This window comes from Bradyrhizobium sp. CCBAU 051011, from assembly GCF_009930815.1.
Taxonomy (GTDB): domain Bacteria; phylum Pseudomonadota; class Alphaproteobacteria; order Rhizobiales; family Xanthobacteraceae; genus Bradyrhizobium.
The window spans coordinates 8,770,787-8,785,341 of sequence record NZ_CP022222.1 but is presented as its reverse complement, the minus strand read 5'-3'; the positions used below and the strand labels follow the sequence as shown (position 1 = coordinate 8,785,341).

At 62.4% G+C, this 14,555-nt stretch carries 13 protein-coding genes; 6 read left to right on the top strand and 7 right to left on the bottom strand.

From position 1 onward, the window contains the following. Window positions 1-5 precede the first annotated feature (5 nt). A complete protein-coding gene (locus ACH79_RS41320; RefSeq protein ID WP_161855883.1) occupies window positions 6-1,166 on the top strand; it encodes an AGE family epimerase/isomerase in 1,161 nt (386 codons plus the stop codon). A gap of 125 nt (window positions 1,167-1,291) precedes the next feature. On the opposite strand, the gene ACH79_RS41315 is transcribed toward ACH79_RS41320, so the two are convergent. The 6 genes from ACH79_RS41315 to ACH79_RS41290 form a co-directional block, all read right to left on the bottom strand. Then, window positions 1,292-2,131, bottom strand: a complete 840-nt coding sequence (locus ACH79_RS41315; protein ID WP_161855882.1) for an ABC transporter ATP-binding protein — start codon at window positions 2,129-2,131, stop codon at window positions 1,292-1,294. Between the two features lie 149 nt (window positions 2,132-2,280). Then, window positions 2,281-3,561: an ABC transporter substrate-binding protein gene (locus ACH79_RS41310; RefSeq protein WP_161855881.1), complete on the bottom strand. Its 1,281-nt coding sequence runs from the start codon at window positions 3,559-3,561 to the stop codon at window positions 2,281-2,283. A gap of 51 nt (window positions 3,562-3,612) precedes the next feature. Continuing rightward, window positions 3,613-4,686, bottom strand: a complete 1,074-nt coding sequence (locus ACH79_RS41305; protein WP_161855880.1) for a branched-chain amino acid ABC transporter permease — start codon at window positions 4,684-4,686, stop codon at window positions 3,613-3,615. 6 nt (window positions 4,687-4,692) lie between these two features. Then, complete coding sequence (locus tag ACH79_RS41300; RefSeq protein ID WP_161855879.1) at window positions 4,693-5,586, bottom strand: branched-chain amino acid ABC transporter permease; 894 nt, start codon at window positions 5,584-5,586, stop codon at window positions 4,693-4,695. Window positions 5,587-5,734: 148 nt separating this feature from the next. Then, entirely contained in the window at window positions 5,735-7,666 is a 1,932-nt protein-coding gene (locus tag ACH79_RS41295) for a long-chain fatty acid--CoA ligase (RefSeq protein WP_161855878.1), read from the bottom strand. Then, on the bottom strand, window positions 7,663-8,484 hold the full coding sequence (locus ACH79_RS41290) for an ABC transporter ATP-binding protein (RefSeq protein WP_065756420.1): 822 nt from the start codon (window positions 8,482-8,484) through the stop codon (window positions 7,663-7,665). The genes ACH79_RS41295 and ACH79_RS41290 overlap by 4 nt, the downstream gene beginning before the upstream one ends. Window positions 8,485-8,776: 292 nt before the next feature. Between ACH79_RS41290 and ACH79_RS41285 the strand changes: the two genes are divergently transcribed. From ACH79_RS41285 to ACH79_RS41265, 5 genes are all read left to right on the top strand, one after another. Next, a complete protein-coding gene (locus tag ACH79_RS41285; RefSeq protein WP_161855877.1) occupies window positions 8,777-9,451 on the top strand; it encodes a Crp/Fnr family transcriptional regulator in 675 nt (224 codons plus the stop codon). Window positions 9,452-9,634: 183 nt separating this feature from the next. Continuing rightward, complete coding sequence (locus ACH79_RS41280) at window positions 9,635-10,810, top strand: aromatic ring-hydroxylating dioxygenase subunit alpha (protein ID WP_161855876.1); 1,176 nt, start codon at window positions 9,635-9,637, stop codon at window positions 10,808-10,810. 54 nt (window positions 10,811-10,864) lie between these two features. Then, the gene (gene gmd, locus ACH79_RS41275; protein ID WP_161855875.1) at window positions 10,865-11,947 is read left to right on the top strand and encodes a GDP-mannose 4,6-dehydratase; all 1,083 of its coding nucleotides are present in this window, start codon (window positions 10,865-10,867) and stop codon (window positions 11,945-11,947) included. After that, window positions 11,928-12,872: a GDP-L-fucose synthase gene (locus ACH79_RS41270; protein ID WP_161855874.1), complete on the top strand. Its 945-nt coding sequence runs from the start codon at window positions 11,928-11,930 to the stop codon at window positions 12,870-12,872. The genes gmd and ACH79_RS41270 overlap by 20 nt, the downstream gene beginning before the upstream one ends. 117 nt (window positions 12,873-12,989) lie before the next feature. Then, window positions 12,990-13,967, top strand: a complete 978-nt coding sequence (locus ACH79_RS41265; protein WP_161856829.1) for a tripartite tricarboxylate transporter substrate binding protein — start codon at window positions 12,990-12,992, stop codon at window positions 13,965-13,967. Between the two features lie 138 nt (window positions 13,968-14,105). On the opposite strand, the gene ACH79_RS41260 is transcribed toward ACH79_RS41265, so the two are convergent. Next, window positions 14,106-14,543: a hypothetical protein gene (locus ACH79_RS41260; protein ID WP_161855873.1), complete on the bottom strand. Its 438-nt coding sequence runs from the start codon at window positions 14,541-14,543 to the stop codon at window positions 14,106-14,108. Window positions 14,544-14,555 lie beyond the last annotated feature (12 nt).

Genomic DNA, 14,555 nt, shown 5'->3' with positions numbered 1-14,555 from the left:
ACGCAATGACTGAAAGAGATAGCGCTGCGACGGCAGATGGGCTGGATCCGGCCGATATCGTCAAGCGGCTGAAGCTTCGCATGATTGAGCACTGCCTGCCGCTGTGGTCGAGCGAAGGCTGGGACGACAAGGCGGGCGGCTTTATCGACCGGCTCGGAGCGGACGGCCGTGCCGATTTCGTGGCGCCGCGCCGGGTTTTCGTGCAGGCGCGCCAGATCTATTGCTACGCCAAGGCGGCGCAGATGGGCTGGTATCCGGAAGGGCGCGCGATCGCACTGAAGGGGCTGGAGCACCTTCTCGCCAAGGCGAAAGCTCCCGACGGCAAGCCCGGTTTTGTCCACACGCTGAAGCCTGACGGGACGGTGCTGGACCCCTTGCGAGATTCCTACGACCACGCCTTTATCCTGCTGGCGCTTGCAACCGCCTACGGGCTTGATCGCGATGCGCAGATCCGCGCCGAGATCGATGCGCTGTGCCATTTCATCGATACGCAGCTGCGCTCGCCGCATGGCGGGGTTCACGAGGGATTGCCGGTTTCGATGCCGCGGCGGCAGAACCCGCAGATGCATTTGTTCGAAGCGATGATCGCGGCGTTCGACGCAACGCACGACACCGTGTTCCAGAACCGGGCCGGTGATTTCTTCGCCGTGTTTCTGGCCAACCTCTACGACAAGCAGCGGCAGGTGCTCGGCGAGTATTTCGAGGAAGACTTTTCGAAGATCGAGCCGGTCAGCGTCGAGCCCGGACATCAGGCGGAATGGACCTGGCTGCTGAAGGGTTTTGAGCGCATCACGGGTTGCCCCACGGGGCGCTACCGCGGCGAATTGCTGGCGTCGGCGCTGCGCTATCGCGACGAGGCGACCGGTTGTCTCATCGACGAAGGCGACGCCAGCGGCAACATCAGGCGGCATACGCGGCGGCTGTGGCCGCAGACCGAAATCGCCAAGGCGTGGATCGCGCAGGCCGAAGCGGGCGAGGCGGGCGCGGCCGATGAAGCGCGCGTGGCGCTGGCGCGGCTCGAGTGGCATTATCTCAGCCATCCCGTCGCAGGCGGCTGGTACGACCAGTTCGACCGCGACGGCAACTCGCTGGTTGCTACGATCCCTGCGTCCTCGTTTTACCATGTCCTTTGCGCGGTCGCGGAAGCGGAGCAGGTGATCGGTTAAATGATCGGTGGTTCTGATGGAGTCAGAACCGCACAGCTTTTTGTTTTGACGCGTTTTCTTCACGCGAACCGGTTCCCACTCCCGGATCAAGTCCGAGGGCATGCTTCGCTTGAAAACGCTGTGATTCACAGCCACCGCTTTCGCCGCTTGAAGCTCTTCAGGTTCTTAAAACTCTTGCGCTGGTCGCCGGCGCCGCCGAGGTAGAATTCCTTGACGTCCTCATTGTCGCGCAATTCTTCCGCCGTGCCGTCGAGCACGACCTTGCCTTGTTCCATGATGTAACCGTGGCTCGCCACCGACAGCGCCGCGCGCGCGTTCTGCTCCACCAGCAGGATGGTGACGCCGAGGTCGCGGTTGATTGCCTTGATGATCCCAAACACCTCCTTGACCAGCAACGGCGACAGGCCCATCGACGGTTCGTCCATCAGGATCATCTTGGGGCGCGCCATCAGCGCGCGCCCGATCGCCAGCATCTGCTGCTCGCCGCCGGAGAGATAGCCGGCAAGCCCGGTGCGTTCCTTGAGCCGCGGAAAATATCTGAACACCATGTCGATGTCGGCGGCGATTTCGTTGTCGGTGCGGGTGAACGCGCCCAGCTTGAGATTTTCGATCGACGTCATGTCGGCGATGATGCGGCGGCCCTCCATCACCTGGAAGATGCCGCGGCGGACGATCTTGTCGGGATCGATGCCGTTGATGCGCTCGCCGTCGAAAACGATTTCGCCGCGGATGACTTCGCCGTCCTCGGTCTTGAGCAGGCCCGAGATCGCCTTCAGCGTCGTCGACTTGCCGGCGCCGTTGGCGCCGAGCAGTGCCACGATCGCCCCCTTCGGCACTTCGAGGCTGAGGCCGCGCAGCACCAGGATGACCTTGTCGTAGACCACCTCGATGTTGTGGACGCTGAGCAGCGGGGCGGCAGCTTGCGCTGCCGTCGCAGGACGATTGATTTCGGTTGCTTCGCTCATATTGACCTCTCGGTGTCGTCACCCGCGAAGGCGGGTGACCCAGTATTCCAGAGGCGCCTGCGATCGACCGAGACGCTGCGGCGTACTGGATCCCCCGCTTTCGCGGGGGATGACAGTTGAGTGTTGAGCCGCCTGCAGGCGGGCCTGCTTTACCAGCCGAGCCACTCGGGCTTGCGCGGCAGGTCGATCGTCTTCACCTTCTCCATCTTGATGCCGCCGTTCTTGACGAGATCGTTGAGCGGGGCATCGGTCGCGCCGGCGACCTTCATGCGATAGAGATCGACCTTGAGCGTGCCGCGGTGATCGGTCTCGGTGAAGGTCGAGGGGTTGCAGATGCCTTCGCCGCCGGCGGGCACCCAATCCTTCTTCTGATAGAAGCCCTTCTTGACGTTCTCGCCGGTGGCACCGCCGTTCTTGGCAGCCCATTCGACGGCTTCCTTCATGTAGAGCGCGGTGCAAACGCCGGCGATGTAATGCACGGGACGGTAGGTGGTGCCGGCCGTATCAGACATCTTGGAGATTTCCGTAAAGGTCTTCATGCCGGGCGCGTTGCCGCCCCATGCCACCGCAGTACGCAGCGGAAACACCACGCCATCGGCGGCAGCGCCCGCGGCCTTGGCGGCGTTCTCGTCCATGCCCCAGACGTTGCCGAGGAACTGCACGTCGACGCCGGCGGCCTTGCAGGCGTTGAGCACGGAGATGTTGGAGCCTGCGGTATTGCCGAGATAGGCGTAGTTGGCGCCCGAGCTCTTCAGGGTCAGGCACTGCGCGCTGTAGTCGCCGGGCGTCAATGCGAACACGATCGGCGGCAGCAGCTCGAAGCCGAGTTCGGCGGCAATCGCTTCACCCGCCGCCTTCGGCGCGTTCGGGTAGGGGTGGTTGGCGCCCATATGGACGAACTTCGGCTTGCCGGGCTTGCCCTTGGACTTCCAGTCTTCGGCAGCCCAGGTCAGCATGCCGCGTACGGCATCCGAGTAGCTCGGGCCGTAGAAGAAATTGTAAGGCGCGGGCTTGGCCTTGCCGCCGGCGCCGGTGGGATCGGAGAGCGCTGCGGCATAGGATGCCGAAATATCGGGGATCTTGTCCTGCGCCAGGAATCCCGTCAGCGCTTCGGTATCGGCAGTGCCCCAGCCGAGAATGGCGGAGACCTTGTCGGCGCCGGACCATTTCTTGTACTGGGCGATCGCGCGCGGAACCTGATAGCCGTAGTCGACGGTATCGAGGTTGACCTTGGCGCCGTTGATGCCGCCGTTCTTGTTGATCCATGCATAGGTGTCGGCGACACCCTGTCCGAACGGCGTTCCGACGTCCGAGGTGGGCCCTGAATAGTCGGTGAGATGTCCCAGCGCGATCGGCGCCTGGGCCGATGCCGCGGTGCTACCCAGCAGCAAAGCAAGCGAGGCGGTGCTCAATAGAGTCTTCATCGTCATGTTCCTCCGGTTAGCTCTCGAGGTCTTCTCGTTGTTCGTCCCGTTCCGACCTCAATGCGAGAACGGGTAGAGTTTCCAGTATGCCTTGATCTGCCGCCATCGATGCGCCAATCCATCCGGCTCGAACACCAGAAAGACGATGATGATCACGCCGATGGCCATCTCGCGCAGGAAGGCGATGTTGTTCTTCAGTCCGAGGAATTGGTCGATCGGGCTGTCGCGCAGCGCGACGCTCAGCCATTCCATCGATTCCGGCAGCAGCACCATGAAGGCTGTGCCCATCAGCGTGCCCATGATCGAACCGAGCCCGCCGATGATGATCATCGCGAGGAAGATGATCGAGCGATCGATGCCAAAACCTTCGTTGGAGACCACCTGGTTGTAGTGCGCATAAAGGGCGCCGCCGACGCCGGCAAAGAAGGCGGCGAGGCCGAACGACAGCGTGCGGTACTTGGTCAGGTTGATGCCCATGATCTCGGCGGACAGATAATGGTCTCGCACCGCGACCAGCGCACGTCCGTCGCGCGAACGGATCAGGTTCGTCACGAGGAGATAGCAGACGACGACATAGGCCAGTACGACGTAGAAGTACTGTTTGTCGCCGCGCAGCGTGTAGCCGAAGATCGAGAACGGCTCGGCGCTGGCCGGAACGCTGCCGCCGGTGAACCATTCGGCCCGCGCAAAGAAGTCGAGCAGGATGTATTGCGCCGCCAGGGTCGCGATCGCGAGATAAAGTCCCTTCAGCCGCGCGGCTGGCAGGCCGAAGATCAGGCCGACGGCCGCCGTCACTACGCCTGCGAGCGGAATGCAGAAGAAGACGGGAATCCCGAACCGGTTCGAGAGATAGGCCGAGGTGAAGGCGCCGAAGCCGAAAAAGGCGGCGTGGCCGATCGAGATCTGGCCGGTGAAGCCGACGACGATGTTGAGCCCGAGGGCGGCGATGCCGAAGATGCCGATCTGGATCAGCAGACTGAGGACGTAGGCGCCGACGACATGGGGCGCAAGGCAGATCAGTACGATGCCAAGGATCATGGCATTGCGGCTGGTGGTGGTCGGAAACACGGTGGTATCCGCCGCGTAGCTGGTGCGGAAATCGCCGGCGGGAATGAGGGTCTGGCCTGCCATAATTGATTACACCCGCTCGATGTCCTTGGTGCCGAACAGTCCGTACGGCTTGATCATGAGAATAATGATCAGCGCATAGAACGGCGCGATCTCGTAGAGATTGCCCCAATGCAGATATTCGCTGTCGAGAAAGTGCGCGACGTTTTCCAACAGCCCAATGATGATGCCGCCGAGCACCGCGCCGCCGACGCTGTCGAGGCCGCCGAGGATCGCGGCCGGAAACACCTTCACGCCATAGGCGGAAAGCCCAGCCGAAACGCCGTTGACGACGGCCACCACCACGCCTGCGACGGCGGAGACGGTGGCCGAGATCGCCCAGGCCATTGCGAATACGCTCTTCACGGAAATGCCGAGCGACTGCGCGACCTGCTGGTTGAACGCGGTGGCGCGCATGGCGAGACCATATTTGGAGAGGCGGAAGAACCACGCCATGCCGATCATCATCGCCACCGAGACGGCGAGGCTCATCAGATAGACGGTCTGCACCTGCAGACCGAGGATATTGACGTTCTGGGTCTGGAAGATGCGCGGGAACGGCTGCAAATTGACGCCGAACATCCACTTCATCAACGCGGAAAACACCGTCGACAGCGCGATCGTCACCATGATCACGGAAATGATCGGCTCGCCGATCATCGGCCGCAGGATGACGATCTGGATCGCGATGCCGAACAGGAACATGAAGACCAGTGTGATCGGCATGCCCACGTAGAACGGCACCTGGTATTTCGTGAGCAGCCACCAGCATACCCAGGCGCCGATCAGCAGCAGTTCGCCTTGCGCGAAGTTCACGACCTGAGTCGCCTTGTAGATCAAAACGAACGACATGGCGACCACGCCATAGAGCGTGCCGACCACGAGGCCGTTGACCAGGAGCTGGATGAGAAGCTGGGTGTTCATGCCAAGTCACCAGACGTACAAGCTGTCATCGCCGGGCTTGACCCGGCGATCCATCGCCTGAAGAAGCGCTTTGTCCGAAGAGGATGGATGCGCGGGTCAAGCCCGCGCATGACGATCAGTTCTGCGGCGCCGCTAGCAGACGTCAGCATCATTCCGCGGCCTCCGCCATAGGCGTATCCCTGCCGAGATCGACGACCCGGAGCGTGGTGCGGATGCGCTGGGTGGTGCCGTCCTGGAATCGGATCACGGTGTCGACGGGAATGTCGCTCTTGCCGCCATAGATCGCGTCGATGATATCGGCGTATTTCTCGTTGATGACGCTACGGCGGACCTTTCGGGTGCGGGTCAGTTCGCCGTCATCGGCGTCGAGTTCCTTGTACAGCAGCAGAAAGCGCGAGATGCGCTGCGCCGGCGGCAGCGTGGCGTTGACGCCTTCGACCTCCTTGCGCAGCAGCGCATAGACCTCGGGCCGCGAGGAGAGGTCGGTGTAGGTGGTGAACGAGATGCGGTTCTTCTCCGCCCATTTCGAGATGATCGAGAAGCGGATGCAGATCATCGCCGCCAGCGTGTCGCGGCCGGCGCCGAGCACGACGGTCTCGGCAATGTAGGGCGAGAACTTCAGCTTGTTCTCGAGATATTGCGGCGAGAAGCGCTCGCCGCGCGAGGTCTCGGCGAGATCCTTGATGCGGTCGATGACGACGAGCTGTCTGTCCGCATTGAAATAGCCGGCGTCGCCGGAATGCATCCAGCCGTCCTTGATGTCGGCGGTCGAGGCCTCGGGATTCTTGTAATAGCCGAGGAACATGTTGGGGTGGCGCACCACGATCTCGCCGACACCGTTGACATCGGGATTGTCGACGCGGATCTCGATATCGGAGGCCATCGGCACGCCCGTCGTGTCGGGATCGACCTTGCCGGCCGGATGCAACGTGTAGGCGCCGAGCAGTTCGGTCTGGCCGTAGAGCGTGCGCAGCGGCACGCCCATCGCCTGGAAGAACTTGAAGGTATCCGGTCCGAGCGCAGCGCCGCCGGTCGCGGCCGAGCGCAGCCGCGTGAAGCCGAGGCGGTCGCGCAGCGCGCGGAACAGCAACTGGTCGGCAAATATCGAATGCTTGCCCTGCGCCAGCGCCGAAAGCCCGGTCTTCATGCCGATGTCGAACAGCTTTTGCTTCAGCGGCGAAGAGTCCATCACGCCGGCACGGACATCGGCGGCAATCGATTCCCAGAGCCGCGGCGCGAACAGGACGAAGGTCGGCGCGATCTCGCGGAAATCGTGCATCATGGTCTCGGGCTCTTCGACGAAGTTGACCTTCATCCGGCAGAGCAGGCCTTTGCCGAGCGCATAGACCTGTTCCATGATCCAGGGCAGCGGCAGCACCGAAACGTATTCGTCCTCCGGTCCCTTCGGATCGAACGCCAGATAGGTCGCGCAATGTTTCAGCACGCGTCCCGCCGCCAGCATCGCCAGCTTGGGATTGGCTGTCGTGCCTGAGGTGGTGCAGAGGATCGCGACATCCTCGCCGCGGGTCTCGTCGACCAGCCGGTCGTAAAGGCCGGGTTCGCGCGCGGCGCGGTCGCGGCCCATCTTGGCCAGCTTTTCCGCCTCCATCAGCCGCGGATCGTCGTATTTGCGCATGCCGCGCGGATCGGAATAGACGATGTGCTTGAGGTTCGGCGCGCGGTCGGCCAGCGCCAGCAGCTTGTCGACCTGCTCCTCGTCCTCGGCAAACACCAGCTTGGCCTCGCCGTAGCTGAGCAGATAGGCCGCTTCCTCATCCAGCACGTCACGGTAAAGGCCGAGGCTCATGGCGCCGATGGCATGCGTTGCAATTTCCGCCGCGACCCAATCAGGGCGATTGTCGCCGATAATGCCGATGACGTCGCCGCGCTTAAGACCCAGTTCAATCAGGCCGAGCGCGAAATCATGCACGCGCGCTTGGTAGTCGTTCCAGGTGAAGACGCGCCACAGCCCGAGGTCTTTTTCGCGCAGCGCGATCTCGCCGCCATGCTCCTTCGCGTTAAGGCGCAGCAGCTTCGGAAAGGTATCCGCCCTCGCGGCGCGTGCGGCGTAATCCATCATGCCGCGCTCTCCCGCGGTGCCGGCTTGTCGTCGGGATCGACCAGCACCTCGTCCTCTTCGCCGAGATAGGCGCGTTTCACATGGGGATCGGCGAGCACGGACGCCGGATCGCCCTCGGCGATCTTGCGGCCGAAATCCAGCACCATGACGCGGTGGGAGATGTCCATCACCACGCCCATGTCATGCTCGATCATCATCACGGTCATGCCGAACTCTTCGTTGAGATCGACGATGTAGCGCGCCATGTCCTCCTTCTCTTCGAAGTTCATGCCGGCCATCGGCTCGTCGAGCAGGATCAGTTGCGGCTCCAGCGCCATCGCCCGGGCGAGTTCGACACGCTTGCGCAGGCCGTAGGGCAGGGTGCCGGCGGTGGCCTTGCGCACCGACTGCAGGTCGAGGAAGTCGATGATCTCCTCCACCTTGCGGCGGTGTTCGAGTTCCTCGCGCCGGGCGCCGGTCAGCCAGTACAGCGAGCCCGTGATGAAATTGTTCTTCAGTAGGTGGTGCCGCCCGACCATGATGTTGTCGAGCACGCTCATATGGTGGAACAGCGCCAGATTCTGGAAGGTGCGGCCGATGCCCAGCCGCGGCCGTGCGTTCGGATTGAGGCCGGTGATGTCCTTGCCGCGGTAGAACAGTTTGCCTTCGGTCGGCTTGTAGCGGCCGGAAATGCAATTGACGATCGAGGTCTTGCCGGCGCCGTTCGGGCCGATGATCGAGAACAATTCGCCCTCGTTCACGCCGAATGAGACCTCGGTCAGCGCACGGACGCCTCCGAAGCGCAGCGACACCCCGCGCACTTCCAACGTATGAGCCACTCATTCCCTCCAGATGTGGCGCCTGGGCAGCGCTCTTTATGTCGTTCGCGATTCTACATCGGCCGTAACCTGCGGGCCATCCGACTAACGATGCCGGGCAACGCCGGCTTCGCGCGCGGTAACGCCGCACCCCGCCGCCACGCACGCTCGCCCGGGCCGAGGTGGCCCTCCTTACGGCAATGCGGTAGTTTGAAATGTCTTTTGCCTGACAATTCGTCGGGAAATTTCGCAGGCTGCATTTCTGCTGCGGTGCAGCAAGAGAATCGATGGGGACGCGACGGTTGATGCGGTCATGATTGCTGCGGAGTACCTCAAGCGCATCGCGGCCTGGTCGCGTGAACTGAACGAGCGGGAAATCGAGGCCGCGCGTGCCGGCATTGTGGAGAAATCCTATCGTGCCAACGAGCACATCTTCATGCGCGGCGATCCGTTCGATTACTGGACCGGCATTGTGACGGGCCTGGCCCGCATGAGTACCGTGTCGAGCGGCGGCAAGGCGGCGACCTTCGCCGGCCTCACGGCCGGCGCCTGGTTCGGCGAGGGCTCGATGCTCAAAAGCGAGCCGCGTCGCTATGACGTGGTGGCGTTGCGCGACACGCGGCTGGCGCTGATGGATCGCGCTACCTTCTTCTGGCTGTTCGAGAACAGCGTCGCCTTCAACCGTTTTCTGGTCAGGCAGCTCAACGAGCGGCTCGGCCAGTTCATCGGGGCGCTGGAACATGGCCGCACGCTGGATGCGACCGGTCGCGTCGCGCGCTCGATCGCCTCGCTGTTCAATCCGATACTGTATCCGGACCTGACGCGTCATCTCGAAATCACCCAGGAGGAGATTGGAGCCCTGTCAGGCCTGTCCCGGCAGAACGCCAACCAGTGCCTGAAGCGGCTGGAGAAGGAGGGCCTGCTGCGACTGGAATATGGTGGGGTGACAATCCTCGACCCCGAAAAGCTGCGCCATTACGGCGAATAAAATCGGCTTCGACGTCTTCTGAAAATTGACCAAAGGAAACATTTTGCGGGATCGCTCGCGTTGTTGTGTTCGCATCTGATACGGTGCCGTATTGAAAATCGAAACTGCAAGTGGTATTGATACGGTAACGTATCAAGAGGTGTGATCGGTTTTTGAGAACCACAGCCAAGCCGGAGATGTCCGATGAGCAGGCAGGATCAGGTCAATCTTTTGAAGCGGCTGTTGCATTACGTGGAGACCCGGACCACGGCGATGGCGGATAGCCCGTGGCGCAACGAGGTGTCGGTCTACACGGATGCAGAGCGCCTCAAAGAGGAGCAGCGGGTTCTGTTTCGCAAGCATCCGCTGGTCATGGGCTTCGCTTCGGACTGGCCCGAGCCGGGGAGTTTTAGCACCGACGATTATGCCGGTTTGCCCGTTCTGATCGTGCGGGGACGCGACGGCAAATTGCGCGCCTTCCTGAACGTGTGCCGCCATCGAGGCGCCAAGGTCGCGCATGGCTGCGGCAAGGCGCGGCTGCTCTCATGCCCCTATCATGCCTGGACCTATGATCTCGCCGGCCAGCTGATGGGCATTCCCGACGAGCGCTGCTTTCCCGACGTGCGCGGCGAGCGCGCATCGCTCGTCGAGCTGCCATTGTGTGAAAAGCACGGTCTTGTGTGGGTGATGCCGACCGCGGACCGTTCGACGGATTTCGACATCGATCCATGGCTTGGGGGGCTCGCAGACGAGCTTGCGTCTTTTGGATTTGCGTCCTGGTCGTTCTACGACCGGCGCGAGATTCCGGAGACCATGAACTGGAAGATTGTCGTGGATACGTTCAACGAGGGCTACCACGTCGGCTTCCTGCACCGCGATTCCCTGCGCGACATCCTGCATGGCAACGTGACCGATTTCGAGGCGTTCGGTCTCAATCACCGCCTGACGTTTCCGCGCAGGAAACTCGAGCGGCTCAAGGCCGAGCCCGAGGACACCTGGGATTTGATGTGGAATACGACGCTGGTCTATTCGCTGTTTCCCAACACGGTTCTGCTGGTGCAGGGCGACCATGTCGAACTGGCGCGGGTGTTTCCCCGCGACGGACGCACGGACCGCGCCGTCATGGACCTTGGGCTATATGTGCCGAAGGCGCCGAGCACCGAGGAAGAGCGCATCCATTGGGACAAGAATATGCAGCTCGTTCTCGATGTCGTCACGGGCGAGGATTTCCCGACCGGGCGCAGCATTCAGATCGGCCTGACCTCGGGTGCGCAGACGCACACCGTCTACGGCCGCAACGAGCCCGCGATGATCCACTACCATCAGTCGATGCGGACGGCACTCGGCCTAAGGTCTGAAACTGAGCGGCTTTCGGATTAGACTCGGCCTCTGGCGGATGCTATGGCCTGCGCCGCGCAGGGGCTTGGAGATACTATGACGGCTCAAAATCCAAAGCGTGTGGCGCTGATCACCGGCGTCACCGGACAGGACGGCGCCTATCTGGCCGAATATCTTCTTGGCCTCGGCTATGAAGTCCACGGCATCAAGCGGCGGTCGTCCTCGTTCAACACCGCGCGCATCGATCACATCTACCAGGACCCGCATTCGCGCAACGTGCCGTTCCTGCTGCATTACGGCGACATGACCGACTCGACCAACCTGATCCGGCTGATGCAGCAAATCAGGCCGACCGAGATCTACAACCTCGCCGCCCAGAGCCATGTCGGCGTCAGCTTTGAAAGCCCGGAATACACCGCCAACGCCGACGCGATCGGCGTGCTGCGGCTCTTGGAGGCGATCCGCATTCTCGGCATGGAAAAGGAGACGCGGTTCTATCAGGCCTCGACGTCCGAGCTCTATGGTCTCGCCAAGGAGGTGCCGCAGCGGGAATCCACGCCGTTCTACCCGCGCTCGCCCTATGGCGTTGCGAAACTTTACGGCTACTGGATCACGGTCAATTACCGCGAGGCATACGGCATGTATGCCTCGAACGGCATCCTGTTCAACCATGAGAGCCCGATCCGGGGCGAGACCTTTGTAACGCGCAAGATCACGCGCAGCGTTGCCCGCATCGAGACCGGTCTGGAAGACACGCTCTATCTGGGCAATCTCGAAGCCAAGCGCGACTGGGGCCATGCGCGGGACTATATCGAGGGCATGCACCTGATCCTGCAGGCCGATGCGCCCGACGATTTCGTGCTGGCGACCGGCGAGACCCGTTCGGTGCGTGAGTTCGTCGAGGTGGCGTTTGCCGAAGTGGGCCGCCGCATCGAATGGCGCGGCCAGGGCGTCGACGAGACCGGCGTCGACAAGAAAACCGGCAAGACCGTGGTCCGCATCGATCCGGTTTATTTCCGGCCGACCGAAGTCGATCTTCTGATCGGCGATGCGAGCAAGGCGCGGGACAAGCTCGGCTGGAAGCCCAAGACGTCCTTCACCCAGATGGTCAAGGAAATGGTCGCGAGCGATCTCGCAGAAGCCCGGCGGGAGGCGGCAGGTGGCAAGCATTCCCTTTGATCTGAAAGGCAAGACCGTCTACGTCGCCGGGCATCGCGGCATGGTCGGCTCGGCGCTGGTGCGCAGGCTGGCGGCGGAAAACGTCGAACTGCTGACGGCGACCCGCAGCGAAGTCGATCTGCGCGATCAGGCGGCGGTCAACCAGTGGTTCGCCGCGAAGCGTCCGCAGGTGGTGTTTCTCGCAGCCGCCAAGGTCGGCGGCATCGTCGCCAACAACACGCTGCGCGCCGAATTCCTCTACGACAATCTGGCAATCGCGACCAATGTGATCCACGCGGCGCACGTCAATGGCGCCGAGAAGCTGATGTTCCTCGGCTCGTCCTGCATCTATCCCAAACTGGCGCCGCAGCCGTTGCGCGAGGATTGTATGCTGACGGGGCCGCTGGAGCCGAGCAACGAGCCCTATGCGATTGCCAAGATTGCTGGCATCAAGATGGTGGAGGCCTATCGCAGCCAGTACGGCGCCGACTTCATCAACGTGATGCCGACCAACCTCTATGGAAGCGGTGACAATTATCATCCGGAATACAGCCACGTCGTCGCCGCGCTGATCCGCCGCTTCCACGAAGCCAAGGTTTCGGGCGCGAAGCAGGTCGTGGTCTGGGGCACCGGCACGCCGCGACGCGAATTCCTCTATGTCGACGATCTCGCGGACGCCTGCATCCATGTGATGAAGACCTATTCGGATAGCGAACTGGTCAATATCGGCACCGGCGAGGACATCACTATCGCCGAGTTCGCCCGCGTGGTCGCCGCGACCGTCGGCTATACCGGCGAGATCGGCTTCGACACCTCACGCCCGGACGGCACCCCGCGCAAGCTGCTCGATGTCAGCCGGCTGGCAAAACTCGGCTGGCGCGCCAGCACCGGGCTCGAGGAAGGCATCCGGCTCGCCTATCAGGCGTTCCTGAGCGAGACGAAGTGACGCGGTAAACCCTCCGCCTCCCACTTAAGAATATCTGTCGGCTTCGCGACGCCGCGCGGATAGGATGCCTGCACCCAGGCGCGCCGCAAGAGCCGCCGGTGCGTCGGAGGAAGCATGATGAAGATTCAGCGTCGTCAATTTTTGCAACTCGCAGCCGGGGCGGCTGCGGTTCCGCTCACATCTGCAAGCGCAAGCGCGCAAGCCTATCCATCCCGCCCGGTTCGCCTCGTGATCGGTTATACGCCCGGCGGCTCGGCGGACCTCACGTCGCGCTTGATGGGGCAGTGGCTGTCGGAAAAGCTCGGGCAGTCCTTCGTCATCGAGAACCGGCCGGGCGGCGGCACCAATATCGCGACCGAGTCCGTGTTGCGCGCCACGCCTGACGGCTACACGCTGCTGCTGGTCGCGCCGGCGAATGCGATCAACGCCACGCTCTACGACAAGCTGCCGTTCGATTTCATGAAGGAGATGGAGCCAATCGCCGGCATCATCCGCTTTCCCAACGTGGTGGTGGTACATCCGTCATTGCCGATCAAGTCAATTCCCGAATTGATCGCCTATGCCAAGGCCAATCCGGGCAAGCTCAACATGGCATCGTCAGGCAACGGGTCGACGATCCACATGTCGGGCGAGCTGTTCAAGATGCTGACCGGCATCAACATGCAGCACGTGCCCTACCGGGGCGGCGCGCCGGCGCTCACCGACATGCTGTCCGGCCAGATGCATGTCATGTTCGACAACCTTCCGACCTGCGCCGAGCACGTCAAATCCGGCAAGCTGCGCGGGCTTGCGGTCACCAGCACGACGCGCTCGGACGTGCTGCCGGATCTGCCGCTGGTCGCTGACTTCCTGCCGGGCTACGAGGCGAGCGCCTGGTACGGCCTCGCGGCGCCAAAGGGCACGCCGGCAGATATTGTCGATAAGCTCAACAAGGCGGTCAACGAGATCCTTACCGACCCGAAGGCGAAGGCGCGCTTTGCCGAGATCGGCGCCATCTTGCTACCAGGCTCGCCCGCGGATTTCGGCAAGCTGGTGGCTGACGAAACCGAGAAATGGGGCAAGGTGGTCAAGTTCGCGGGCGCCAAGGTGGATTAGGGCGCGGAGTCATCAAATCGGCGGGCAAAGATTTGCTGCGCAGCTTCGCTCGAATTGATCTTCGATCAATCTAAAGAGGCGGCTGGAAGCCGCCTCTTGAAGCCGAACGTCGCGATGATCGCGCCTCGCTCTGGATGTTCACCAGATACCGTGGCCAAACCAGCCATAGTGCGCTGGCCGCGCCATCATGAACTCATGCGGCGCCTTGCGCTTCTTCGCCGATCTGCGTTGGTGCTGCTGCTTCACTTCTCGCTTTCTTGGGTCTGATGCCCGGGGTTGGACAGCGTCAGATGACTGTAATTGCGCAAGAGCCTCCCGCGCCTTGATCGGGACATCGGCGACTGTTGTGGCTGGAACATTTCGTTCCGCGTTCGCAATCGCCTGGGGGACTATCGTTGGAAGGCTGGTGTCGAAAACCACGCGCTCCGGCAACTTCTGCTCGGAATGGATGCGGATGGTGACCGGATTTGAACTTGCCTCGATGGCAACCGGCAGCATCGGCAAACAGGCGTTCGCGATAAGCAGGAGCGCGAGCAGCGCCCCGCCAATGACGAGGAAATATCGGGCCAGGGGCATACGTCGCTCCGC